This is a genomic window from Bacillus sp. BML-BC051 (assembly GCF_019656175.1).
GTDB lineage: Bacteria > Bacillota > Bacilli > Bacillales > Bacillaceae_G > Bacillus_A > Bacillus_A mobilis.
On sequence record NZ_BPLI01000026.1, the window covers coordinates 105,683 to 132,659 of the forward strand.

Genomic DNA, 26,977 nt, shown 5'->3' on the forward strand with positions numbered 1-26,977 from the left:
TATGTATAATTACATCATTCGATGAATAGGAAATTTAAGAGAAGCGATTTATAATACTAGTATTGTGTCTTGCCTTTTTAGGTACAGTACACAGCCGGTGATTGGCTAGTGGAGGTTCTTCCATTTTGCCAGTGCCGGTTTTTTATTGGATAATAGAGAAAATGAAGTTTTATAAAGAAAGAAGGGGTTGTTTTGAAGGATGTAAATTCTATCTTTATGAGAGAAAAGATTGCTAGTTCTTATCTTTATTTCATTTCTTTTCTTGGTTTGATTACTATAACTATATCTTTACTTGAAATTAAAATCCCTTCCTATCCAACAATACTAATATTGTTGTTATTATTTATGGGGATTGCAGAGTATTTTCCTGTACGATTTTGGAGAGGAACTAGCTCGCTTACCTTTCCGATAATTTACGCTATGAGTTGGCAGTTTGGAATCCATATAACTATTATTGCTATTGTACTCGTAACACTAATTATTCACCTGCATCGTCGTTCGCCGATACAAAGAATGTTATTTAATAGTACTCAGCATGCGCTTAGTTTGATCTTGGCCCAGTGGTTTTTAAATAAATGTATGTCCTTATTAATTAACAAGATAGATATGTCAGTTCTATATGAAAATTTAATATCTTTGTTATTATTTTGCGTGTTTTTTTGTTTTTTCAACAACCGCTTTTACGATTTGTTAATGATACTCCTTCCGCAACCATATTCAATCTATCAGTGGTATAAAAAAACTGTAACTGTATTTCTTTGCGAAACTTTTGGTTTCTCTTATGCAGCACTGATGCATGTATTAATTAGTACATATAGTGTGGAAGTAAACGAGGTTACAGTACTATTTTTCTTTTTTCCACTTGTAGCAGCTTCAATTATTAGTTCTTTTTCTGTACGGATAAGGATGGAGAAGGAACGATTATATGAGTTATTTCTTATTACGACCGAAATTAGTCGAGGACTAACCGGAGGAAACTTGAAGCATATTAAACAAGCACTTAAAGGTTTTTTCGGCATACAAGCATATGTAATATGGACAAAAGATGATGGGAACTGGAATATTCTATTAAAAGATGGGAAAGTCTGCCCTGATATTTCTGATCATTCAGAAAAAAATAAGGCATTTGAGGAACTCTCTAAAAGTCTAGTATTTAATGATTGGAAAATTGGTATGGCTCCTGGAGATGAAATATTTGATAGTGTCATACGCTCACTTGTGTATTTTCCTCTTATTGTAAATGATGAACTAGTCGGAATGTTTGTTGCAGGGAAAAGTAGAACTGCAGGTTTTTTTCCGGAAGATGTACAGTCGTTAGCTACATTTTCTAACCAATTAGCTAACGTAGTTAAAACAAGGATATTGATTTCTGAGCAGGAAAAAAGAATGATTTTAGAAGAAAGAAATAGAATCGCACGAGAAATTCACGATGGTATTGCGCAAACATTAGCCGGGGTGATATTTCAACTAGAATCCGCGCAGAAAAAATACCGTGATAAACCAATAGATATGCAGCAAGTAGTAGAGAAAAGTATAAAAGATTTAAGAGGAAGCTTAGGGGAAGTTCGCTATTCTATTTATGCTTTAAAACCATATCCGACACAACAATTAGGACTTAAGCAGGCGATAGCGAGTAAAATAAAATCTTTAAAACAAGAATACGAACTAGATATTACATATCATGAAAGAGGTCATGCACGTGCGCTTAGTTTTTCAAAAGAAAGGGTTATTTTTGATACATTACAAGAGAGTTTGCAAAACATTGTAAAACATGCGAAAGCAGAAAAGACTGATGTTTTACTCAGCTATCAAAGTGAGCACGTACTTTTAAGAGTTAAGGATAATGGAGTTGGTTTTTCATTATTTGAGTCTATGGTTAAAACGAAGAATGAGCCACATTATGGTATATTACATATGAATGAACAAGCTGAACAATTAGGGGCTACTTTACAGATTGATAGTTCTGTAGGGAAAGGGACGGAAATTACACTGTTAATTCCAGATTCACAAACAAGGGGTGCGTAAAATGATTAAAATATTAGTCGTAGATGATCATGCTTTTTTACGAGACGCAATTCGGAGCATACTAGAGGATGAATCTGATATGAAAGTGGTCGGAGAAGCTAGCTCTGGGGACGGAGTATTGGAAAAAGTAGAAGAATGCAGACCAGATTGTATTTTGATGGATATTAATCTTCCGGGGAAAAATGGTATTGAAGCTACAGAGTTGGTGAAAAAAAATTATCCGAATTGCCGAGTACTTGTGTTTACAATGTATGAGCATGATGAGTATTTAATGGATGCACTCCAAGCTGGTGCTGATGGGTATTTATTGAAAGATTCATCATCGGAGCAGGTAGTAGCAGCAATTCGGATGTTATATCGAGGCGATTCAGTTATTCATCCGCGTATGACTAAAAAATTAATTACATATCATCAGCAAAAAATGAAAGTAGAATCAAATGAAAATGAACTGACGGAACGTGAAAAGGAAATTCTCTTTGAATTAGTAAAAGGACTTAGTAATAAAGAAATTGCTGAAGTTCTATATATTAGTGATAAAACAGTTAAAATTCACATCAATAAAATTTTTAAAAAACTAAATGTGAAAAGTCGATCGCAAGCAGTGATTTATGCTGTTCGAAATCAATTGGTTCCGTTGGATTAAATAAGAGATGTTTAAAAGAACTATCGTGTTTCTTTATTCTATATTACAAAGAATAAAGAGCAAGGTAGTTCTTTTGTACTATGCAGACATAGAATCATTAGAAAAAAGATACTCCTTTTGATTAATTTTCAGAAAAATCAGAACGTGCAATAATAAATATAGAATTACATTTTAATCCTATTAATAATTCATTTTGTGAAAATCTTTTAGTGAAAATAAATTATGGGGGGCTTCTATAGAAAGATTAAAGTGAATGATTAGCTATATGGGGATGGTAGTAGTGTTGGAAATTCTTAATGATACAAAATAAAAGTTTAAGATTAATAGAATTTTCAATACTAAATGGGAATTTAAGAATCAATTTGTTTAGAAAAATAATTTTAGTAATGGGGAGATGCAATATGAAACGAGGGAAATTCGGAAGAATACTTATCGGAACGCTAACCGTTGGTATGTTAATGTCTCAAGGAATTCCATATAACGTATTGGCAGAAGAAGTAAATACATCTAATTTAACTGGAATTGATGATGCAAGTTCTATATTGAAAGGACTTACAAAGGAACAACGTAATGCTTTAAAAACATTAGATACAAAAACGGGTTTTGTTATTTCACCAGGCATCAATACAGCAAGTCCTGATAATGTGAATGTGATTGTAGAATTTAAGCAAGCACCTAGCAAAATTGAGGTATTGAAACAAGCGGCTAAAGGGAAAAAAATAGCTCTTTCAACTGCAGAACAAAAGGTAGAAGCATCGCATAAAGGATTTAAAACTGAGCTTGAACAGCTTCAAAAAAAGAAAGATAAGGGGCCAGATTTTAAATCTGCCAAAATAACAAGAGAATACAAGAATGCCTTTAATGGTGTAGCGATTTCATTACCTGCGAATATGATTGAAGACTTAGTTCGTACTGGTATTGTTAAGCGTGTATGGGAAGATAGCGAGGTCAAAATTGATTTACCGAAAGAAACAGCTAAAGCGGCTGTTGAACCAAAAATGGCAGATAGCGTACCACAAATTGGTGTGGACAAGCTACATGATGAAAAAATAACAGGTAAAGGAATTAAGGTGGGGGTACTGGACACTGGTATTGATTATAACCATCCTGATTTGAAGGATGCATATAAAGGGTATCGTGCAAAGCAAGGTGAAGATCCAAGCAAAATAGATCCGAACTCAATAAAAGGATGGGATTTTGTTAATAATGATGCCGATCCAATGGAGACAACGTATAAGGATTGGCAAAATTCTGGAGGATATCCTGAAATTTATGATGGAAGTGCATACTATACATCCCACGGTACTCATGTAGCTGGGACAATTGCTGGAGATAAACAGAATAGTGTGGATTATGCAGTTACGGGAGTCGCTCCGGGTGTAGATTTATATTCATATCGTGTATTAGGTCCGTATGGAAGTGGACAAACAAGCGGTATTCTTGCTGCGATTGATAAAGCAGTGAAAGACGATATGGACGTTATCAATCTATCATTAGGTGCGTCTATTAATGATCCTTTATATCCTACTTCTATTGCAGTAAACAATGCGATGTTAGCTGGTGTTGTTACAGTAGTAGCAGCAGGTAATAGTGGTCCGGGAGAAGGTACACTTGGATCACCTAGTGCAGCGGCACTTCCAATTACAGTTGGAGCAAGTGACGCTGCGATGACTATCCCAATGTTTTCTGCCGATGCAGGTGATTTACATGTGGATAAAATGATACTACTTGGAAAAAGCTTTACTGATAAGATTGAAGATTTGAAAGGTCAATCTTTATCGGTTGTATATGCAGGGCTTGGGAAATCAGATGATTTTACAGGGAAAGATGTAAAAGGGAAGTTAGCTCTTATCCAACGCGGTGAGATTACATTTGATGAAAAAATTAAAAATGCTAAGGAAGCAGGCGCAAAGGCGGTAATTGTATACAACAATGTAGATGGGGAAATTACAAGTTATCTTGGAGAAAGTACTTCATCTATTCCATCGTTCCGCTTAACAAAAGTAGATGGTGAGAACTTGCAAGCAAAAGCTGTCCAAGGAGATGTATCTTTAACATTTGGAGAACTGAGTAACACAAAAACAGAAGGAGATCACTTAGCCGATTTCAGCTCTCGCGGTCCTGCAACGAAAACTGATGATATTAAGCCAGATATTGTAGCACCAGGTGTGTCTATTTTTTCTACTGTTCCTGAATATATCAATGATCCAAAGGATGGAGAAAATTATCCAGTAGCGTATGGACGTATGTCAGGTACATCTATGGCAACTCCTCATACAGCGGGGGTGGCAGCACTCATTTTGCAAGAACATCCAAACTATAGCCCGTTTGAAGTAAAAGAAGCGCTTATGAATACTGCAGTTGACTTAAAAGAAGCACGCTCTGTATTTGAGGTGGGATCGGGCCGAATTGATGCGTATCGTGCAGTTCATGCAGATACAGCTATCGAGGTTATCGATAAAACATCAAACATTGTAAATGATGAAGAAGTAGATATTGAAGAAAAAACAGGTTCTATTGCATTCGGATATAAAAATCAATTGGGAAATGGACCAATTAAAGATAGTCGAAAAGTCTTAATTAAGAACAGCAATAAAACAGACGAGAAAGAGTTTAAATTAGAAGTAGAGTTTTCACCAACAAGTGTAGGTGTGCAAGATGCAGTGAAGAATGGTGTGAAGCTAAACGTACAAGATTCTATTAAAGTGGCTCCAGGTACATCAGGGGAAATTAGCCCTGAAATTATCATTCCAGAAAACGCTGAATTTGGTAGATATGAGGGGTATATTCATATTTCAAATAAAAAAAATGAAAAAGAAGTATATCAAGTGCCATTTGCAGTTAAATTCACAGAAAAAGGAATTGAATCTGTAGATTTGCTGAGAGATGCAATGGCAACAGATACATCTAACTTCCATCCATTTATGGAAAGGCCGAGTTCACCGCTGACATTTAAATTGAACAGTCCACTTGAAACTATCGATGCAGTGGTGAAGGATCGAAAAACAGGAAAGGCATTAGGAATTGTGGGGACAATTAATGCTAGCAGTCTAACACCAAATATTGAATATATCATGTTCGATGGTATGGGTGGCTATGTATTCCCGTTTACAGGAGATCCAAATCATCCAATTGGAGACAAGCGAGTTACGTTGCCTGATGGAGATTACCAACTGGATTTCATTGGATATGACAAAGAAGGGAAACCTTATACAAAAGGAGATAGCGTAATTATTGATAATATCAAACCTGAAATGAAATTTACCGATGTAAAACCTGGCGTTCATGAGGTAAATGAATCTATGTTCAAAGAAGAAGATGGTCAGCGTGCATTATGGGTACATGGTAACATTTATGATTCTACGATAGATGTATTAAAGGCAAAAGGCCTTCAGTATGACCAAAAAACTAATGAAATTGTATATTACCAAAACTCCGCCTTTCCGTCAGGTTGGTTGAATACAATTCAAGCCAATGGTAATTTTAAATTTGGTGTACTTCCAGAGGAAATCAATGAACCGCTTAATTTAAGGTTATTTGGATATGATCTTGCAACTGCATCAAATATGGCAAATGGATTTAAAGATTATGTCTTTGTTAAAGAAGGAACGGAATACGCTGTCCCAAGCTATGACAAGGATAAAGTTAAACTAGGAGAAAAAATTACATTAACTTTAAATCTTAATAATGTGAAACAACTTATGTCAGGTACATTTGAGATTCCTTATAGTAAACAGTTATTTAAATTTGTAGATGTTAAACCAAATCCAGCACTTGCAGAATATGCAAAACAACATGGATTAAATATTAAATTAGAAAATCCAGTGATAAATGAAGAAGGAAACTGGGAAAACAAGGTGAAAGTTGGTGCATCTTTAGAAGGAACAGAATTTAAAGGTCTAGATGGAGACAAACCATTTGTAGATGTTACATTTGAGATGACGAGTGACGAGTATTTTAATAATTTAACAGCATTTGGAGTAGATAAATTCTCTTATACAAAAACAGGTGCATCAGAAGGCGTTGAGATTCCTGTGTTTAAAGATACCTCCTTTTCTATTATTTCGAAACATGCAATGGTTACAGGATATATTGGACCAGAAGCTTTCTTAACTGAAGAGGGGTATTTGGGTAAGAATGACTACACAAAGCTAGGAGCAAAAGTGTATGCAGTTGGTAAGGATGGAAAGAAATATACAGGAACGGTTGATGATAATGGACAATTTGAAATTCATAGTGTTCCTGTAAGCGATAAAGAATATGATATTTTCGTAGAAATGCCAGGTCATTTAAATAGTAAATTAACAACAAAAATAGGGAAAATGCAAGATGGAGAATTAGTGGGACAAAACTTTAGAGCCGATATGGATGACAACCTTGCAGGTGATGTAAACGGCGATAAAATGGTAGATATTCAAGATGCTAGAATAGCAGCTCTTTCATATGAAAAAGGAAAAGTGGCTGTAAAAGATGGAGATGTCAATCAAGATGGTGTTGTAAATGAAACAGATATTCGTTTTATTGAGAAGAATTTCTTGAAAAAGGGTCCAGATGCTAAAGAAAATCAGAAACCGAAAGAAAATGTAGGGCCAGTGACGTTAGATAAAATCTTACGCTCTATTGGTTTAGAACCCAAAAAATAAGTGGACAAACTTCTAGAGTAAATAAAGCAATAAAACAATGAATATAAAATTAAATGAGATTGGCTAACAAATAACCGGTAATGATTTACAGTAACATTACCGGTTATTTTAAAAGTAATAGTCGTTTTGGTACATGAAGTAACTAGTTTAAAGTTAGTCAGCTTTCGTTATGGGACAAGGTAGTTGCTTAATTATTATTGTTTGTGGGATGGAAATAAGGTTTGTAGTTTGAACTTTAAAAATAGGGGGACTTGTGAAATGAGTATTAAGAAAAAATTTGGTATGGGTGTTGTAACTGCAGCACTTGGCTTATCTTTAATTGGTGGGGGAACATATGCATATTTTAGTGATAAGGAAGTATCACAAAACACTTTTGCAGCGGGTACTTTAGATTTGAGTGTTAATCCTGAAGTTGTTATTAATGTCGACAATATTAAACCAGGTGATGAAATGGAGCGTGGTTTTCAATTAGTAAACAAAGGGACCTTAGCGATAGGAGATGTGAAACTCCTGACAGATTACAGTGTAATCGATGCTAAAGGAGATAATGGAAATGCTGATTTTGGTGATCATATCCGTGTTGATTTCTTGTGGAATTTGGATAAAAACGAGGTTCCAATTTGGTCTACTACATTATCTGAATTAAAGGTAGCTACGCAAAATGGAAGTATTCCTGATCTTGTACAAAAAGGTGTTGTAGACCGAGAAGGAAATGGACTTGCTCCTGGTGATGATGATACTTTCTATGTAATGTTCACATTTGTAGATAACGATGAAGAGCAAAATGTATTTCAAGGAGATTCATTAAAATTAAATTGGACTTTCAATTCAATGCAGACAAAAGGTGAAGAGAAATAAAAATAAATGTTATATACGAGAATCAATTGATGAAGAATTGAGAAATAGAATTTTTAATAGTGTAAGGGTTGATTTAGTGAATCAACCCTTTTTGGTGTTTTGAGAGAAAATTATGCTTGAATTATTTGGGGAAAATAAGCTTGAAAGTTACGTTACGTCATCTTTTATACCTAAAGAAACACAGAGTAGGGGGATGGTGTATATGATTTTGAAAAGTATGTGGGGATGGAAAGAAATCTTATATTTATTTATGTTTGTATTCATTATTGTTCCAGTAACAGTTGAATCTCTTTTTTATGACTATGCTTTAGAGATAATAGGGAACGCATTATATGCTGGAGTATTAATGGGATTTATAATGGCAGTGATATTTACTACTGTAGTTTATCTTTTTTGTATAAAAAGATATAAATTGTCGTGGAAAGACATTGGAATTCGGAAGCTTTCATGGAGAGATTTCCTATGGACAGTTGTAGCGCTAATTTTTTTAATTATAGTTAGTATTGCTGTATTAATGATAATGGAGAAAATGGGTATTTCTTTTGAAAATAGTAAAACGGAAACAGTTCAAAATGATAAATCAATATATGCGTTCTGTATCGCGGTAATTGGAGCAGCAGTTATATCACCAATCTATGAAGAAGTTTTATATCGAGGTGTTTTTTATACGTTTTTTCGTGATAGATATGGCATATGGGGTGGAGTGCTTATAAGTTCTATAATATTTACTGTTGTTCATATTCCAACATATAACACATTACCAGTGAATTTTTTAAGTGGAGTAGTATTTGCGTGGTTATATGAGAAAACAAATTCTATTTTATCAGCGATGATTGCCCACGCATTATTCAATTTCATAGCAGTACTTCTCACATTTGTGTCGAATTAAGAAGATATATAGGAGGGATATAGATGGAAATAGCTGTAGAACGAGTTTTTACAAAAGAGGTTTTAAAAAGAGCGGCAAGTTTGTTTCATGTAGCAGTGGAAGAAAAGCCACTTGGAGATTTTGAAAATTATATTTTTAAGGCGAAGGGCGATCGTGGTGAAGATTACGTATTACGTTTAACCCACTCTTCTCATCGTTCAAAAAAAGAAGTCGAAGCTGAACTAGATTTTTTACGCTATGTTGCGGAGAAAGGGGCAAAGGTAGCAGGACCTCTTTACTCAGCGTCTCAAAATCTTGTAGAAGAAATAGGAGCGGAAGATGGCACTTTCTTTTTTGCTTCTTTATTTACATACGCAAAAGGCGAACAAGTAAAAGGAGAAGAATCGCCTTATTGGGGGGATGCTTACTTTGAAGCATGGGGAAAAGCGATTGGCCAACTGCATCGCCTAACAATGAACTATCCTAAAACAGACTATCGTGATACGTGGGAAGAAGACGAAAGTGGGATTGTGAATGAATTAGAAGATGATCAAGTGAAAAAGATTGCAGCGGTATTAATGGATGAGATAAAGGCCCTTCCAATTGAAAGAGAAACGTTTGGTCTTATGCATGGTGATATTCATCCAGGTAATTTTCATTATGATGGTAAAGAGCTAACAATCTTTGATTTTGATGATGCGGCTTATAATTACTTTATACACGATTTAGCGATGGTTCTCTATTACTCTGTTCTATTTACACCGTGGACAGCGGAAGAGAAGACGAATTTTGCTCGTAAACAGCTACAAGTGTTACGAAAAGGCTATGAGCATGAGCACAGACTGGCTGATAGTTGGTATGAATCGTTACCGTTGTTCTTACGTCTACGTGATGTTGGTTTATACGGTACGCTTCAAAAGAAGTTTAAGGGGAAAGATATGCCAGATAACTTCCGGAAATTATCAGAAGAATTATATGAAAGAATTATAAGGAAAGAAGCAATTGTGAATATATAATACATTTTGTTCAAAACAAAGTATATAAAACAATATATACTTTGTTTTTTTATACAAAAATATGTTTATTTTATTAAAATAATATTGTCCTAGATTCGGTATACACTTATAATTTTATATATATTCTGAATATTCTTTATAAAGAAGGAGGGGGAATGTTGGAAGCTTTCGTAAATTGGTTAAATAATATTGTTTGGAGTCCAGCACTTGTTTATTTATGTTTAGGAGTAGGTTTATATTTTTCCATTCGAACGAGGTTTTTACAAGTAAGGCATGTAGGAGAAATGGTGAAGCTGACATTTCAAGGTGAAAAATCAGAGGCTGGTGTTTCTTCATTTCAAGCGTTAGCACTTTCGTTATCAGGGCGCGTTGGAACAGGGAATATCGCTGGGGTAGCAACAGCGGTTGCATTCGGTGGACCAGGAGCTGTATTTTGGATGTGGGCAGTGGCTTTTTTAGGAGCAGGATCAGCTTATGTAGAATCAACACTCGCGCAAATATATAAGACGAAACATCAAGGACAGTTTCGCGGTGGACCTGCTTATTACATTGAAAAAGGTTTAGGTGTGAAATGGTATGCATTAGTATTCGTTGCAGCGACAATTCTTGCAACGGGACTTTTACTGCCAGGTGTGCAAGCAAATAGTATTGCCGTAAGTTTAGAAACAGCTTTTGGAATTAACACTACCGTATCAGGGGCTTTATTAGTTGTTGTGTTAGCTCTTATCATTTTCGGTGGCGTAAAGCGAATCGTTAACGTTGCACAAGTTGTCGTACCGTTTATGGCAGTTGGTTATATTTTAGTAGCTTGCGTTATTGTTGCTATGAATATTGAAAAATTGCCAGAAGCATTTATGTTAATTATAAGAAGTGCTTTTGCATTAGAAGCGGCTTTCGGTGGTATTATCGGTTTAGCAATTTCTTGGGGAGTAAAACGTGGTATTTATTCCAACGAAGCAGGGCAAGGAACTGGACCACATGCTGCAGCGGCAGCTGAAGTATCACATCCAGCTAAACAAGGTTTAGTGCAAGCATTTTCCGTTTACATTGATACATTATTTGTTTGTTCAGCAACAGCATTTATGATGATTATTACAGGCATGTATAACGTATTTGATGCAAGCGGAAAAAACTTTATCGTAAATAAATTAAATGGTGCTCAGCCAGGACCTGGATATACACAGGCAGCGGTAGAATCTGTTTTCCCTGGATTTGGAAACGGTTTCGTTGCAATCTCGTTATTATTCTTTGCCTTTACAACAATTATGGCGTATTACTACATTGCAGAAACGAATATCGCGTACTTAAATCGTGATAAAGACCGTCCTTGGCTGTCTATGGTACTAAAATTTGTATTTTTAGGAGCTGTATTCTACGGCTGTATAAAAACAGCAGCAACAGCTTGGGCTTTAGGTGACATCGGTGTAGGAATTATGGCATGGGTAAATATCATTGCGATTTTATTATTACAAAAACCTGCATTAGTTGCATTAAAGGATTATGAAAAGCAGAAAAAAGAAGGAAAAGATCCAGTATTTGATCCAGGGCCATTAGGAATTAAAAATGCGGATTTCTGGGAGCATGAATACGGCAAAGATAAGAAAGAAGAAGTATCTTAATGGAATAGAAATGAAAAAGCAAAGGGAAAATCCCTTTGCTTTTTTTATGGGCAAAATGAGGCTGGAAGTTATTTTTTTGCCTATTTTTGAATATAAAAAGAATGTACATGCTTTGTAAGGGAAGGGGGGAGTATGTTGATAGAGTTTCGTAATGTAAATAAATATTATGGCAGCTTTCAAGTTTTAAAAGATATTAATGTACAAGTGAAAAAAGGTGAAGTGGTAGTAGTTGTTGGGCCGTCCGGATCAGGAAAAAGTACGTTGCTACGGTGTATAAATCAGTTAGAGACAATTACAGATGGAGCGTTAATTGTACAAGATACGGAAGTACACAATGCAAAAACAGATATGAATGAATTACGCCGAAATATTGGAATGGTCTTTCAACATTTTTATTTATATCCACATAAGACGGTTCTTCAAAATATTACACTAGCACCGATTAAAGTAAATAAAGTTTCAAAAGAGGAAGCTGAGAAAACAGCGATGTTTTATTTAGAGAAAGTAGGAATTCCGGAGAAGGCTAGTGTATACCCGCATCAATTATCCGGAGGACAACAGCAAAGGGTAGCAATTGCTAGGGGGCTCGCAATGCAGCCGGAAATTATGCTATTTGATGAGCCTACGTCTGCTCTTGATCCAGAGATGATCGGGGAAGTACTTGATGTTATGAAGACGCTAGCTAAAGAAGGGATGACGATGGTCGTTGTCACACATGAAATGGGATTTGCGCGAGAAGTAGCAGATCGGATTTTGTTTATGGATGATGGTCAAATTATTGAAGATACAACACCGGCGCAATTTTTTGCAAGTCCTGAACAAGAAAGAGCGCGTCTATTTTTAAGAAGAGTGTTAAATCATTAAAGGAGGAGTTTTATGCTTAAAATGAAAAAGTTGTTTACGTTAATCGTATTCTCATGTTTATTCGTACTTGTCGTGGCCGGGTGTGGAAGTAAAAAAGATGAGGCGAAAGAAACGAATACGAAGCAAGGCGGGGCTGTTGAGCAAATTAAAAAGCGCGGGAAGCTAGTAGTTGGGGTGAAGAATGATACGAACTTATTTGGATTGAAAAATCCTTCAACAGGGCAAGTAGAAGGATTTGATGTTGATGTAGCAAAGGCGCTTGCGAAAAAAATTCTTGGAGATGAAAAGAAACTAGAATTAAAAGAAGTAACGTCTAAAACGCGTATTCCACTACTGAAAAACGGTGATATTGATGCAATTATCGCAACAATGACAATTACAGAAGAACGTAAAAAAGAAGTAGATTTTTCAGATGTATATTTTAAAGCGGGGCAATCGTTACTTGTGAAAAAAGGAAGCGATATTAAAAGTATTGATGATGTGAAAAAGGGTGTGAAAGTGTTAGCTGTAAAAGGTTCAACGTCTACAAATAATATTCGTCAAAAGTCACCGGAAGCGACTGTATTAGAATTTGAAAATTACAGTGAGGCATTTACGGCGTTAAAAGCAGGGAAAGGTGATGTTTTAACGACAGATAATGCAATTCTTTACGGCATGGCAAAACAAGATTCGAATTATGAAGTTGTAGGGAAAATTTTCACGGATGAGCCGTACGGAATTGCAGTGCAAAAAGGTGCAGATGATTTAACGAAAGAGATTAATAGCTTGCTAAAAGATATGAAGGCGAACGGGGAGTACGACAAATTGTATGAGAAATGGATTGGGCAAAAGCAAGAGTAGTAAAGTGATATTTTAATGAGCGGAGCTGTATTCCCATTGATAAATAGTAAGAGGATGAGGGACGCTCATCCTCTTCTTGTAAAGAAAGAGGGGAGAATATGTGCCTGATTTTTCTATATTAACGAATAACATTGATATGTATTTAGAAGGCTTTAAATATACAGTGATGTCTAGTGTAATTGCGTTAATAGGCAGCTTTATTTTGGGTATAATTTTGGCTGTAATGCGCATTGCACCTATTCGTATTTTAAATTGGTTGGGAACGGCTTTTGTAGAGTTTGTAAGGAATATTCCACTCGTATTAATTGCATTTATATTTTATTTCGCTTTACCTGTAATAGGAATTACTTTAAATGGTTTTGTAGCAGGAACAGCTACGCTTACCGTATATACTGCAGCGTTTATTGCGGAAGTCATTCGCGCTGGTATTTTATCAGTTGCCAAAGGACAAATGGAAGCAGCGCGGTCTTCAGGGTTAACGTATGTACAGGCGATGTATTATGTTGTCTTACCCCAGGCGATGAAAATCGTAATCCCTCCTCTAGGAAATCAATTTCTCAATTTAGTAAAAAACTCTTCCATACTCGGAATTATCGCTGGTACGGATTTAATGTATCAAGGAGATTTAATTTCAACGAAGACGTTTGTTACGTTTGATGTGTATATATTTGTCGGGATGTTTTATTTAATATTAACAATTCCGCTCAGTATGCTAGTGCGTTATTTAGAAAAACGCTTAGCAAAGGAGGCGGTGTAAATGGACTTTAAGGGAGCAATTACAGGAGATCATATTCTATTTTTATTAAAAGGATTACTTATAACGTTAGAGGTAGCGCTCGTAGCAATTGTACTTAGCTTTATTATTGGTAGTGTAATAGGGATATTGCGCTACATGAAAATACCTGTCGTCTCACAAGTATTAGGAATTATCGTTGAAGTAATTCGAAATTTACCACTACTTTTAATTATATTTTTCACGTATTTTGCACTTCCAGAAGTAGGATTGAAATTAGAAATTATAACAGCTGTAATTGTTGCTTTAACAATATTTGAAGCAGCAATGATATCTGAAATTGTTCGAAGTGGTCTATTATCGATTGAAAAAGGGCAAATTGAGGCCGCAAGATCTTCAGGATTAACGTATGTTCAAGCGCTTTGGCACATTATTTTACCACAAGCATTAAGAAGAATGGTCCCGCCGCTTGTTAGTCAGTTTATTTCATTGCTGAAAGATACATCATTAGCAGTTGGTATATCACTGCCAGAGCTTATGCATAATGCTCAAATTATTAGCGGACAGAATGTAAATTATATGATTCCAACGTTTATAGTAGTAGCTTGTATGTACTTTATCGTAAATTACAGTTTATCAATTTTATCGAGAAGATTAGAACTTCGTTAACCTTTACAATATATGTAAAGGTTTTTTCCTTGTTTATCCTTATTTTCCTTTGAGTGGCATATGAATCTTGCAATAATTCGATTTTTTATATTGTTTTATCAGAAAAGTTTTAATTTTATATAGAAATTGTAATCGCTTTCGTGTATATTTTTATTATCAGAAAATTTTAAAAAGAGATAGGGGTACTTGTAGGGGGAGGATTAAGATGCAGCAAACAACGAATGAGCAATTACATCGTACGATGAAGAGTAGACATTTATTTATGATCGCACTAGGTGGTGTAATCGGAACTGGTTTTTTTCTAGGTTCAGGTTACACCATTAATCAGGCTGGACCAGGGGGAGCCATCCTTTCATATTTAGTAGGCGGATTTATTATGTATTTAACAATGCTTTGTCTTGGAGAGCTAACGGTAGCAATGCCAGTTTCAGGATCTTTCCAAAAATATGCGACGAAGTTTATTGGACCAGGAACTGGATTTATGATCGGTTGGCTATACTGGATTGGATGGGCAGTAACAGTAGGATTAGAATTAACATCGATCGGTTTAATGATGAAAAGATGGTTTCCGAATGTTGATGTTTGGGTATGGTGTCTCGTATTCGGAGTTATTTTATATGCTTCAAACGCAATTTCAGCGAAAAGTTATGCTGAATTAGAATTTTGGTTCTCTAGTATTAAAGTAGTTACAATTATTGCATTCATTCTACTTGGTGGTAGCGCGTTACTAGGATTTTTACCATACGACGGAAAAGAAGCAGCGCCTCTTTTCTCTAACTTTGTAAGTGATGGTGGGCTATTCCCAAATGGACTAGCTGCAGTGCTTCTTACGATGATTACAGTTAACTTTTCCTTCCAAGGAACAGAGTTAATCGGGATTGCAGCAGGAGAGAGTAAGGAGCCTGAAAAAACAATTCCACGTGCAATTCGTAATACAGTATGGCGCATTATGTTATTCTTCATTTTAACAATGACAATTTTAGTAGGGTTAATTTCTTGGAAAGAAGCAGGAGTAATTGAAAGTCCATTCGTAGTTGTATTTGATAAAATCGGAATTCCATACGCAGCTGATATTATGAACTTCGTTATTATTACAGCTTTACTATCCGTAGCGAATTCAGGATTATATGCGGCAACTCGTATATTATGGTCACTTGCAAATGAAGGAATGGCACCAACATCTTTCAAGAAGGTAAATAAACGTGGTATTCCAATTACAGCGCTAGTCGTAACGATTGCTGTTGCGGCGTTATCGTTATTAACAAGCTTCCTTGCAGAAGATACAGTATACATGTACTTATTATCTATAGCTGGTTTATCTGCTGTTTCAAGTTGGATCATTATTGCTCTATCGCAACTTCGCTTTAGAAGTCAGTATATAAAAGGCGGGGGAAAGTTAGAGGACTTAAAGTATAGAACACCGTTATATCCAATCGTTCCTATTTTAGCTTTAATTACAAATAGTATCGTTGTTATTAGTTTAGCGTTTATTCCAGAACAAAGAATGGCGTTATATTGTGGTATTCCATTTATCATTTTCTGCTACATATATTATTATATGAGTAAGAAACGGAAGAAACCGATGAAAGTGGAGATGGAGAAAACAAATGAAACTAACAATCAAACACGATGATATAGAGGCAGATTTATCGTATGGTCAATTAGCGATTGGAAAAGAAAACGGGTATTCACCGTTACAATTACTTGTTTCTTCTATCGCAGGATGTAGTGCAATTGTCTTTCGAACAATTTTAGAAAAGAAACGTATTACATACGATACGTTTACAATTGAGACTGAAATTGGTAGAAGTGAAGCTTTATCAAAACCAGTTGAAAGTGTTCATTTGCACTATAAAATTAAAGCACAAAACATTACAGAAGAGCAGTTGGACAAGGCACTGCAACTAGCAGTGAAAAATTGTACGATTGTTCAATCGGTAAAAGATAGTATAAAAGTTACGGAAACAATTGAACTAATAAAGTGAAACATAAAAACGTGAGAATACGGCTCTCACGTTTTTATGTTTTTAATAAAGGGGGAAATATGATGGAATGTTTAGGGTGTAAATTAGCAAGCGGAGAGGAAAACATATATAAAGTATATGAAGATGACTATGTAACATGCTTTTTAGATCATGAACCTTTCTATTCAGGTCATACTTTAATTGTACCAAAGCAGCATGTTGTAGAAGTGGACGAATTAGATGATGTTATAGCGAAATCAATTATGGATGCTTCTAAGCTGATTGCAAAAGCGATTAAGCTATTATATAAACCTGACGGAATTACAATTTGTCAAAATGGTGGAGTATTTAACGAGTTAACACATTATCATATGCATGTCGTACCAAGATATAAAGAGCGCTCATTTGCTGAGTTTTATACGGTACACCCTGGAGAGAAGCAGAATTATAACTTGGAAGAGACAAAGCATTTGTTAAAAGAAGCGATAGAGCAAATGCTGTTTACTGACAAGGCGTAAGAGGGATAATCTTAAAGGAGCAGTCAGGAAAATTCGAATAAATAAAAGCCCAATTTCTCAGTTACAATAGAGAAATTGGGCTTTTGTTTATTCTATTATTAAATTTTATATATAAATAGATTTTATAGTGTCACAAATTATATCGTCCATTCGTTATATAGAGTGAGAGGAGGAATTATATGAAAGTTACAAACACCGATTATGAAAAGATGGAAGAGCTATACGAGTTGTACGAGCAAAAAATTTATTATGTAGCTTATTCGATTTTAAATAATATTCAGCAAGCTGAAGATGCAGTTCAAGAGACGTTTATTACTCTTTATAAGAACTTGGAAAAGCTCCATAGTTTGAATACTCAAGAGCTTAAACGCTACATTTTGAGGATTGCGAAAAACAAGGCGATTGATAGTTACCGGAAAAATAAACGACATGAAACATTTTTAGAAGAATATGAAAGAGAATCGATAGAAGCAGTAGATGAAAATATTGAAGAGTGGGAAAAACGTAAAATGTCTGAGGTTCAAATTGATGCATTACTAAAAGAGTTAAATGAATCTAACAGACAAGTGTTTAAGTACAAAGTCTTTTATAACTTAACGTATCAAGAAATTTCAAGTGTTATGGGGATAACGGAAGTCAATGTCCGTAAGCAGTTTGAACGGGCTCGAAAACGAGTCCAAAATATGATAGGAGGTATACAACATGACGAATTCAAAGAACTCCAAAGAAATATATGAACTTGCTGAAAAAATTGCTTTAGATGATTTTGATAAACTTGAAGAACAACATGAATTTTCACATACATATACGCGCAAAAAGAAATTGTTTATGGAGGAAATGAAGCTGAAAGACGAGAAACCGCAGAAAAAGCGTAAAAAACATCGTATGTTAATCGCTGCTGCTTGCTTATTGATCGGCATGCCGACAACCGTTTTTGGAGCAGTAAAAGTCTATAATATGATCGTTCAAAAACAAAATTATGAAGTAAATGTTTCAGTAACAAATAAGGACTCGCAAAAGAGTAATAAGTGGTATAAGTTGAAGGTTGGTAAATTGCCAGAAAATATGGAAGCAATTGATGACTCTGCTATGAAATATTCATTTAAAGATAACGACGCAAATGGAGGCTTTTCATTTAGTCTTTGGAGAGTAGGGGAAAATGCGGACTTTCAAACTTTATATTCAAAAAGCTACGAAGAAAAAGAGATAGGTGGCAAGAAAGCAGTAATTGTTCATAAAGAAACTGGAAACAACAATGTAATGTTTGATAGGAAGGTCTTTCTCTTTTTTGAGAAAGAAGGGATTATGTTAGAAAGTTTTATTGGATCAGATATAAATGAAGAACAAATGATAGATGTGTTAGGGAATATTTCACTTGAGCCCACGTCAAAAGAAAAGGCATCACATATATCAAATTATGATAAAAAGTATTTTAGCCAAGCAGATGAACCGAAAAAAACTAAAGTGATTCCTTTGAAAAAAGATAGTAAACGACTATTTCATATAGGGCAAAAGGTTCCAGTAACGATATCTATGGATAACAGCCAAATTGAATATGTGATAGAAAAAGTTGAAGTTTTTGATTCGATTAAAGATTTTAAACAAGAGAATTTTAATGAACTTGGCCTAGGGATATTAAGCAAGAAGAAGGCTTTAGATCAGACGGGAAAACTGCTATCGTACAGACGGGATGTATATAAATTAGGGAATGGTAAGGATTCAATTGATACATTAGTAGATTCGCAATTAGTTAATGTTAAATTTGTCTACTTGACAACAACGGTGAGAAATATTGGTAAACAGGCGACAGAAGAAATCTATATGCATCCATCCATAAAGCAGCTTAAATTTGAAGGGAATGCATGGAAATACGCTAAAGAAGAGGGAAGGGAAGCAACGCGTATTATGACGGGAGAAGTTGATTATTTAGAGCCTCACGGAGATGGGAAAAGCTTCTACAATATTGGCAGTATCCGACCAGGAGAAACGGTAAAAGTTAACTTAGGTTATTTTGTAGATGAAGATAAACTAGATTCAATCTTTTTGGATGCTTTCCATTACAGAGGGAATGGAAGTACTGAAAATATGAATGCGTCATATCGTTGGTGGATTGATATTCGTCAACAGTCAAAACAATAGGAACAAATAAACAAAAAGCTGCTTATATCTAGCAGCTTTTTTCGTCTTCATACATATGTAAAACTTCTTTCGCACGTATACGTAAACTATCTATCAATTCTTTTGGCTCTAAAACTCGTGCATCTTTTCCAAGTCTATAAAATAAAGGGGTAATAAAATTGATTTCACCTTTATCAATTGTTGAATGTATATATCCTGTCCCGTCTTCGTTTCCTACCACGAATTCTTCAAGGTAAGGAACGCTTTTACATTGGCGCACGCCTTCTGCTGTTAATGAAACATGTAACTGGGTAGGAATGTGTACGACGTTAGAGCTCGAGTCGAACCATTCTTCTAAATTCATGAACGTATCTTCATTTTCTTCTGTTGATAATATAGAAAGAATACGATCAACGCGATACAGTAATACCTTTTTTCTGCTGAAGTCATAGGATGGTAAGTACCATAGCCCATCATGAGCATATACACCGATAGGATGAACATGTTTTGTTTTTATCCCCGATTTAGATTCATATTGAAAGTGTAAATTTTTATTTTCAATAGCTGCGGTTAACACTTCGTTTAAAAGAGGTGTATCAATTGTTCTCTTTGGATTCCAAAAAGCAATATAAGAGCGTATTTTATCAACTTTCGCTTTCGCATCATGTTGTAGAGAGCTATACAGTTTATGCGTAACGGAATTGATTTCTGTGTTAAATGGTAAGTCCCGATAGTAACTTAAAGATTGAAAAGCAAAAAAGATGGATACTGCTTCTTCTTCGGTAAATAAAATAGGGGGAATGACTTTATTCGTTAATACTTTATATCCTCCGTTACGACCCTGTTCTGCATAAATAGGTAATCCCATATCACTTAAATCTAAAATATATCTATGGACAGTACGAACGGAAATATTAAATTCATTAGCTATTTCCTGAGCTGTAAATGTTCTTTTCGCAGAAGCGAATATAAGAATGTCTAGTAGACGTTTTGCTTTTGACAACTATCTCACTCATTTCTTTTTTTAATATGACATGAATTGTCATGTTTTAAGGATAGTATAGTGCGTATAAGGTGATTTTATCAATATACGTTGCAAGGAGGAAAAGAGATGTCACGTGAAGTTGTTTTATTTATAGCCGCTAGTTTGGATGGATATATTGCGAAAGAGAATGATGATTTAGAGTGGTTAATGGAAACCGAAGGAGAGGGAGATAACGGTTATACAGAAATGTATGAAACGATTGATACAATAATTATGGGGAAAAGAACGTACGATTATGTAGTAGAGCATACGGAAACATTCCCTTACTTAGATAAAGCATGTTATGTTTTTTCTCGTTCAGAAAAAGGCTCAGACGGAAACGTGGAGTTTGTAAATGAAGATGTAGTGGAGTTTACTAAAAGGTTAAAAGCACAAGAAGGATCTAAAATATGGATGGTCGGTGGAGGAAGTCTACTGAGTGAGTTCTTTAAAAATAATCTAATTGATGAATATATCGTTACGATTACACCACATATATTAGGTTCTGGAGTTCCATTATTTCAAGACAAGAATCCAGAAATTAATTTAACTTTAACCGATACGAAACGTTTTGGGCAATTTGTAAATTTATATTATAAAGTAAAATGATAAAGAAACACGACTACCATCAGTAGTCGTGTTTTTGTATAGATGGTAATGAAATGATAAAGCAAGACCCGTGATCGACTTCGCTTGTGACAGTAACATTCCCGCTGTGTAGTTCTACAATTTCTTTTACGATAGATAGTCCTAAACCAGTTCCACCTGTAGCTCGTGATCTTGCTTTATCAACTCGATAAAAGCGGTCGAAAATGTGAGGGAGGTCTTCAGGAGGAATACCTTCGCCTTCATCTTCAATTGTAATGGAAATACGTTTATGTTCTTCTGTAACAGAAATGTTTATATGAGAATGTTCTTTTGAATGTCTATAAGCGTTATTTAAAATGTTTATTATAACTTGTTCAAATCGCTGTTCATCTAAGTTTACTACCAGTGTAGGAGGACAAGAGAAAGAAACTGTAATGTATCTTTCTTTATACATGGCATTTACCTTTTCAGCTATGCGAGTAAGGAATGTGTGTAAATGAACTTTCTTTACTTGAATAGAAAAGTTATGTTGTTCCATTTGTGCAAGTGAAAATAAATCTTGAACTAAGTTCGTAATATAATCAGACTCATCTTTTATAATAGATAAATATCGCAAACGTTGCTCAGGAGATGTGGTTTCTTTTAAAGCAATGTCAGCATAACCTCTTACGTATGTTAACGGTGTTCGTAATTCATGAGCAACACTTGCTAGAAATTCACTTCGCTCTGTTTTCATATAATGTAAATCATTAGCAAGCGTTTGAATAGACGATGCTAGTTCACCAATTTCGTCATTTCGAGTAGTCGTTAACGAAACGGATAAATCGCCTTTACTCATTTTTTCAGTGGCATGTTTCATGTGTAACAATGGTTTTGTTAACAATCGTGATAATAGAAAGATGGTGATGACTGTTAATAGGAACGTAATGACTCCGGCAATAATGAATTGTTTTGTTAGCCCGTTAACCATTTCCTCGATTGATTCTGTTCCGAGAAACATATATACATAGCCTTCCGTTTTTCCAGCCACTACAATGGGGCTAACTGTACATATATAATTAGAGGTTTTCCAATGATTCTCTATAATTGCTCCGTCATGATCTGTCCGTGTTTCCATCTTTTCAATATGCTTTTTTATCGTAGTATTTATTTCATTGGATTTAGCTAGTACGTCCTTATTTGCATCTGTAATAACAACAGTGGTTTCGGCTTCGGATTCCATTAGTGCAACATGGGAGATTGTTTGCTTATCAAAATACTTTTCAAGGACATCTCGGTGACTATTTCCGCGCTTTAATAAAGCTATCATTTCTTCATTTACTCTATTGTTGACAAGGCTGTAATAAAGCAAGATAAATAGAACACTTTCGATTAACAGTGTAACAATTAAAAAATAAAATCCGAGTTGAATAGAAATTCGCTTCATCGTTTTGCTCCTTACTCTAGAGTATCAACCCATCGATACCCGACTCCGTACACAGTTTTTAAATGGTGATCAATAGGGAAATTTACTTTTCGTAATTTATCACGCAAATTACGAATATGTGAATCGACTGTTCTATCTTCCGTATTTGTATTTAGTCCCCAAATTCGTTCAATGAGCTGATCGCGGCTTAACACGTAGTTCACATGACGTAAAAATAATCCGAGTAAAGAGAATTCGATTGGCGTGAGAAGAAGTTCTTCATTATAGACAGAAACGAAATGCTTTGCCTCATCCCATAAAATGCCGTGATATTGGATTTGCGCGTGTTGATTCGTTCGCCTTAAAACAGCTTCAATTCTTGCGAAAAGCTCTTCTTCATGGAAAGGTTTCGTTACGTAATCATCCGCTCCAAGTTTTAACCCTTGAATGACATCTACCGTTTGATCACGAGCCGTTACCATAATGATGGGAACGTTACTAAAGGATCGAATTCTTTTACACGTTTCCCACCCATCCATCTTAGGCATCATAATATCGAGTAAAATAAATTTGAAGTTTCGATTTTCTATATGTGAAATAGCTTCTTCCCCGGATACTGCACATACGCAGTTGTATCCGATTGGAGTAAGATAAAGCGTTAATAATTCCAGCATTCTCGGCTCATCATCTACGAGTAGTATATCGACCATAGAGTACCTCCGCATTTGTAGTTATTACTTAAATTGTAAGTCAAAATCATGAAGAAATGGTGCAGATTATCATGCATCTGCATAATTTCTTCAGAATTGCTTGTTATTGTAAAGTTGAAATTCCATTTTAGGTAATCATATTGGCTCGAAAACGATTTATACGGAGGCGGTATAGTGAAAAAGATGACCCGAATTTTTGGGATAACAATAATGACAGCAGTTGGTCTTGCTGCATGTGGACAAACGAACACGGATCATAAAAATCATGAATCTAAAGAAGAGAAAAAAACAGGGCAAAAGGAAATGAAAATGAATCAGGAGGTAACTGCGCCGAAAGAAATGAACGAAGGTGCATCGAATGATTTATTAACGACAAGTTTAAAAAATGTAACGAGATTAAACACAAACGATCCGCTGCAAATGGCAGTACTAACTTCGCAAACGATATGGCCAGCAACGCATAAAGAGAATCAGCCAGGCGCTATTATTTTAGTACCAGTAAACGAGTGGCAATTAGGTATTGCGAGTGCGGATCTTATTCATCATCCGAATAACGGGCCGATTTTATTTATAGAAAAAGAAAAGGTACCCGAAAGGACATTAAAAGAAATAAAACGATTAAATCCGCTCGGAACGAAAGATGGAACACAAATTATGGTGATGGGGGATGTAGGTGCATCTATCCTTGAGCAATTGAAAGAGTATAAAGTAAAGCAAATTAAAGAAACGGATCCAGCTATATTTGCTAAAGATGTGGATAAAGAATATGCCGATATAACAGGTAGCTACCCAAATAGTGTTATTATCGGTTCGTCTGAGGAAGAAGGACGTTTATATACAACACCAGCTGTGAATTGGATCTCTCATATGCCAGAACCGCTTTTATATACAGATAAAGATAAGGTGCCAGAAGCGACGATAGAGGCATTAAAGATGAGAAAAGATAAAGCGAATATATATGTATTAGGACCAGAAAAAATTATTTCAAAAACTGTAGAAAAAGAGTTAAGTAAATACGGGAAAGTAACGCGTATTAGTGGAGAAACTCCAACAGAAAATTCGGTTGCTTTTGCGAAATTTAAAGATGAAAAAACGAAATTTGGCTGGGGATTCACAAAACCAGGTCACGGTTTATCATTTGTTTCAAGCAAAACACCAGACTTAGCAGTTGCGGGAGCACCTTTTTCACATATGGGTAAACATGCCCCTGTTGTATTATTAGAAGAAGGTAAAGCTTCACAACCAGTGTATGACTTTCTTGCTAGTATTCAGCCGAAGTTTAAAGATGACCCAACACGTGGACCGTATAACCACGGCTTCTTATTAGGAAGTACGAGTGATATTTCATTTGAAACACAAGGTATATTGGATGAGAGGTTAGAGATTGTGCAAGAAAGTGGTCAAGGGCACGGTGGACATTAATAAAGTGAGAAAAGACGCTGCTAAGGTAGCGTCTTTTCTTTAGGAAACTTTTACATAGCAAAAATCTCTCTACTCGTTATATAATAGCCTTCGTGCAGTCGGCTTAGATTTTCTTATGGAGAAAATCAAATGATAAAGTGAAACTTTAATCAGTGGGAGTTTTTTTCATCCCTCACTGATTATTAGTTGAACCAATCGGGCTTTTATGGGCAGTTGATCCCCACCTAACATCTTTGCTTCCGCTGAATTTTGAGTTGGGGATCTTACTGCCCGTTAATGCGGGATAAAAGAGTAGAGGAGTGGTATTTTGTTTCAAACGATAAAAAATGATTGGTTCTCCAATGTGAGAGGGGACGTACTATCAGGAATTGTCGTTGCTTTAGCGTTAATTCCTGAAGCGATTGCTTTCTCTGTTATTGCAGGCGTGGATCCGACCGTTGGGCTATATGCAGCCTTTTGTATTGCAGTTACCATTTCATTTGTTGGCGGACGAACTGGAATGATTTCAGCTGCAACAGGTGCAATGGCATTATTAATGGTAACGCTCGTGAAAGATCACGGTTTGCAATATTTATTTGCTACAACAATATTAACGGGTATTGTCCAAATTATTTTTGGCGTGTTCAAACTGAGCTCATTTATGAAGTTTGTTCCTAAATCTGTTATGAGTGGCTTTTTAAATTCACTTGGAATTTTAGTTTTTACAGCGCAATTGCCGCATTTTAAAAATGCAACTTGGCAAATGTATGCACTTGTCGCACTAGGACTTGCAATTATATATATATTTCCACGTATTACGACGGCGGTACCGTCTACACTTATTTCAATTATCATCGTGACAAGTATTGCACTTATGAGCGGATTACAGTTAAAAACAGTCGGGGATATGGGAAGTCTGCCGAAGGAATTACCGTTCTTTAGCATTCCTGACGTGCCTTTTACACTTGAGACATTAGGGATTATTTTACCGTACGCAGTTATGCTTGCAATTATCGGTTTACTAGAGTCTTTATTAACAGCTTCAGTTTTAGATGATATGACGCATACGGAAAGTAATAAGCATAAAGAAGCACGTGGGCAAGGTATTGCAAATATTGTCGCTGGTTTCTTCGGAGGAATGGCAGGATGTGCAATGATTGGACAATCTGTTATTAATATTAAATCAGGTGGACGAGGTCGTTTATCAACATTTGTAGCGGGCGGATTTTTAATCGTATTACTGTTCGTTTTAGGTGACTATGTCGTTCATATTCCGATGGCAGCTTTAGTTGCAGTTATGATTATGGTTTCAATCGGAACATTCGATTGGAACTCTGTAACAACGATTCATAAAGTACCAAAAGGAAACGCATTTGTTATGATCGTAACAGTTGTGATTGTCTTAATTACACATAATTTAGCATTAGGTGTAATTATAGGAACAGTAATTAGTGCGGTTTTATTTGCATTCAATATGGCAAAGATTCACGTGAAACATTTATATATTGAAAATAAGAAAATATACGAAATTCATGGTCAACTTTTCTTTGCATCTACAGCAGACTTTATAAATAACTTTGCATTCAATGAAGATGTAAAAGAAATTGAGTTGAATTTTACCCATGCACACGTATGGGATGATTCAGCAGTAGCCGCAATTGATAAAGTTATCATGAAGTATGAACAAAGTGACATGAAAGTAAGTATAACGGGATTAAATGAACGAAGCTCGAAGATCATTTCAAATTTAGCTACTTATAATAAAAGAATTGCTAGTTAGAAGCCTCCTTTTTAGGGGGCTTTAATATATAATACGAGTAGGATAACGAAAAGGGGATTCAGCATATGTACAAACAAATTATATTAGCATGTGACGGTTCTGAACATGCACTTCGAGCAGCGGAACATGCAACATATATTGCGAAATGTAGTGAAGAAACAAATGTTGAAGTTGTGTACGTAGTAGATAATAGAACGGCAAAATCAGATATTATACAAGGCCAAACAGATTTAGAAACGATATCGGCTAGTCGAAAAGATAAATTAAAAGAGATTGAAGGTTTATTAAAGAAAGAGAACATTTCTTATACAATTACGATATTACATGGTGATCCTGGAGATACGATCGTTCAATATGTAAATACAGGGGATATAGATCTTGTTATAGCTGGAAGTAGAGGATTAAATACACTGCAAGAGATGGTGCTTGGTAGTGTAAGTCATAAAATAGCAAAACGAGTGAAATGCCCAGTGATGATTATAAAATAAATTGAGTGAGATATTCTGTAGTGTAAGCAAGACCTTGATATAATGCGAGGTCTTTTTTGACGTATAAAGGGAGAGAGCTTGGACATACTAGATATATAACTTTAAAGGGAAATTGTTAACTTACAAATTTGTAAGTTAGTTGTTAGTGAAATCGATGTTATGAAAATTATTCCATTGGTAAAATAAACATATCGAAGGGGAGA

At 35.3% G+C, this 26,977-nt stretch carries 23 protein-coding genes; 20 read left to right on the plus strand and 3 right to left on the minus strand.

Annotated elements, in window-relative coordinates:
- Window positions 1-192 precede the first annotated feature (192 nt).
- The 16 genes from K5S59_RS13045 to K5S59_RS13120 all read left to right on the plus strand — a co-directional run bounded on the left by K5S59_RS13045 (window position 193) and on the right by K5S59_RS13120 (window position 19,399).
- A complete protein-coding gene (locus K5S59_RS13045; protein WP_000655908.1) occupies window positions 193-2,025 on the plus strand; it encodes a GAF domain-containing sensor histidine kinase in 1,833 nt (610 codons plus the stop codon).
- A gap of 1 nt (window position 2,026) precedes the next feature.
- Window positions 2,027-2,668, plus strand: a complete 642-nt coding sequence (locus K5S59_RS13050; protein ID WP_000590672.1) for a response regulator — start codon at window positions 2,027-2,029, stop codon at window positions 2,666-2,668.
- Window positions 2,669-3,069: 401 nt separating this feature from the next.
- Complete coding sequence (locus tag K5S59_RS13055) at window positions 3,070-7,311, plus strand: S8 family serine peptidase (RefSeq protein ID WP_098258526.1); 4,242 nt, start codon at window positions 3,070-3,072, stop codon at window positions 7,309-7,311.
- A 258-nt stretch (window positions 7,312-7,569) separates the two neighbouring features.
- Window positions 7,570-8,169 (plus strand): TasA family protein, encoded by a 600-nt coding sequence (locus K5S59_RS13060; protein ID WP_000023359.1) that lies wholly within the window; start codon window positions 7,570-7,572, stop codon window positions 8,167-8,169.
- A gap of 202 nt (window positions 8,170-8,371) precedes the next feature.
- Window positions 8,372-9,058: a CPBP family intramembrane glutamic endopeptidase gene (locus K5S59_RS13065; RefSeq protein WP_098872486.1), complete on the plus strand. Its 687-nt coding sequence runs from the start codon at window positions 8,372-8,374 to the stop codon at window positions 9,056-9,058.
- A 23-nt stretch (window positions 9,059-9,081) separates the two neighbouring features.
- Window positions 9,082-10,053 (plus strand): phosphotransferase enzyme family protein, encoded by a 972-nt coding sequence (locus K5S59_RS13070; protein ID WP_000401679.1) that lies wholly within the window; start codon window positions 9,082-9,084, stop codon window positions 10,051-10,053.
- 158 nt (window positions 10,054-10,211) lie between these two features.
- On the plus strand, window positions 10,212-11,672 hold the full coding sequence (locus K5S59_RS13075) for an alanine/glycine:cation symporter family protein (RefSeq protein ID WP_000387178.1): 1,461 nt from the start codon (window positions 10,212-10,214) through the stop codon (window positions 11,670-11,672).
- A gap of 132 nt (window positions 11,673-11,804) precedes the next feature.
- Window positions 11,805-12,536, plus strand: coding sequence for an amino acid ABC transporter ATP-binding protein (locus tag K5S59_RS13080; RefSeq protein ID WP_002070463.1), 732 nt, complete (start codon window positions 11,805-11,807; stop codon window positions 12,534-12,536).
- Between the two features lie 12 nt (window positions 12,537-12,548).
- The gene (glnH, locus tag K5S59_RS13085) at window positions 12,549-13,376 is read left to right on the plus strand and encodes a glutamine ABC transporter substrate-binding protein GlnH (protein WP_000916482.1); all 828 of its coding nucleotides are present in this window, start codon (window positions 12,549-12,551) and stop codon (window positions 13,374-13,376) included.
- Between the two features lie 100 nt (window positions 13,377-13,476).
- Window positions 13,477-14,133, plus strand: a complete 657-nt coding sequence (locus tag K5S59_RS13090; protein WP_001112663.1) for an amino acid ABC transporter permease — start codon at window positions 13,477-13,479, stop codon at window positions 14,131-14,133.
- Window positions 14,134-14,778 carry an amino acid ABC transporter permease gene (locus K5S59_RS13095; protein WP_000345976.1) on the plus strand — a complete coding sequence of 215 codons (645 nt, stop codon included), beginning with the start codon at window positions 14,134-14,136 and terminating at the stop codon, window positions 14,776-14,778.
- Between the two features lie 205 nt (window positions 14,779-14,983).
- Window positions 14,984-16,411, plus strand: a complete 1,428-nt coding sequence (locus tag K5S59_RS13100) for an amino acid permease (RefSeq protein WP_098258529.1) — start codon at window positions 14,984-14,986, stop codon at window positions 16,409-16,411.
- On the plus strand, window positions 16,386-16,763 hold the full coding sequence (locus K5S59_RS13105) for an OsmC family protein (RefSeq protein WP_000778841.1): 378 nt from the start codon (window positions 16,386-16,388) through the stop codon (window positions 16,761-16,763). Before K5S59_RS13100 ends, K5S59_RS13105 begins: the two co-directional genes overlap by 26 nt.
- Before the next feature lie 59 nt (window positions 16,764-16,822).
- Entirely contained in the window at window positions 16,823-17,260 is a 438-nt protein-coding gene (locus K5S59_RS13110; protein ID WP_236078350.1) for an HIT family protein, read from the plus strand.
- 179 nt (window positions 17,261-17,439) lie between these two features.
- Complete coding sequence (locus tag K5S59_RS13115) at window positions 17,440-17,997, plus strand: RNA polymerase sigma factor (protein ID WP_000869298.1); 558 nt, start codon at window positions 17,440-17,442, stop codon at window positions 17,995-17,997.
- Entirely contained in the window at window positions 17,963-19,399 is a 1,437-nt protein-coding gene (locus K5S59_RS13120) for a DUF4367 domain-containing protein (protein ID WP_000185097.1), read from the plus strand. Before K5S59_RS13115 ends, K5S59_RS13120 begins: the two co-directional genes overlap by 35 nt.
- 28 nt (window positions 19,400-19,427) lie before the next feature.
- Here K5S59_RS13120 and K5S59_RS13125 read toward each other — a convergent pair whose 3' ends face one another.
- Entirely contained in the window at window positions 19,428-20,381 is a 954-nt protein-coding gene (locus tag K5S59_RS13125; protein ID WP_000030288.1) for a helix-turn-helix transcriptional regulator, read from the minus strand.
- A 108-nt stretch (window positions 20,382-20,489) separates the two neighbouring features.
- Here K5S59_RS13125 and K5S59_RS13130 point away from each other — a divergent pair, with 108 nt between their 5' ends.
- The gene (locus tag K5S59_RS13130; RefSeq protein ID WP_000085843.1) at window positions 20,490-21,011 is read left to right on the plus strand and encodes a dihydrofolate reductase family protein; all 522 of its coding nucleotides are present in this window, start codon (window positions 20,490-20,492) and stop codon (window positions 21,009-21,011) included.
- Window positions 21,012-21,030: 19 nt separating this feature from the next.
- Here the strand turns inward: K5S59_RS13130 and K5S59_RS13135 are convergent, their stop codons facing one another.
- Both K5S59_RS13135 and K5S59_RS13140 read right to left on the minus strand, forming a co-directional pair.
- A complete protein-coding gene (locus tag K5S59_RS13135; protein ID WP_000822554.1) occupies window positions 21,031-22,416 on the minus strand; it encodes a sensor histidine kinase in 1,386 nt (461 codons plus the stop codon).
- An 11-nt stretch (window positions 22,417-22,427) separates the two neighbouring features.
- Window positions 22,428-23,105, minus strand: a complete 678-nt coding sequence (locus K5S59_RS13140; protein ID WP_000227653.1) for a response regulator transcription factor — start codon at window positions 23,103-23,105, stop codon at window positions 22,428-22,430.
- A 174-nt stretch (window positions 23,106-23,279) separates the two neighbouring features.
- Between K5S59_RS13140 and K5S59_RS13145 the strand changes: the two genes are divergently transcribed.
- From K5S59_RS13145 to K5S59_RS13155, 3 genes are all read left to right on the plus strand, one after another.
- The gene (locus K5S59_RS13145; RefSeq protein ID WP_098258532.1) at window positions 23,280-24,527 is read left to right on the plus strand and encodes a cell wall-binding repeat-containing protein; all 1,248 of its coding nucleotides are present in this window, start codon (window positions 23,280-23,282) and stop codon (window positions 24,525-24,527) included.
- 307 nt (window positions 24,528-24,834) lie between these two features.
- Window positions 24,835-26,286, plus strand: a complete 1,452-nt coding sequence (locus K5S59_RS13150) for a SulP family inorganic anion transporter (protein ID WP_098258533.1) — start codon at window positions 24,835-24,837, stop codon at window positions 26,284-26,286.
- 65 nt (window positions 26,287-26,351) lie between these two features.
- Complete coding sequence (locus K5S59_RS13155; protein WP_000277998.1) at window positions 26,352-26,774, plus strand: universal stress protein; 423 nt, start codon at window positions 26,352-26,354, stop codon at window positions 26,772-26,774.
- Window positions 26,775-26,977 lie beyond the last annotated feature (203 nt).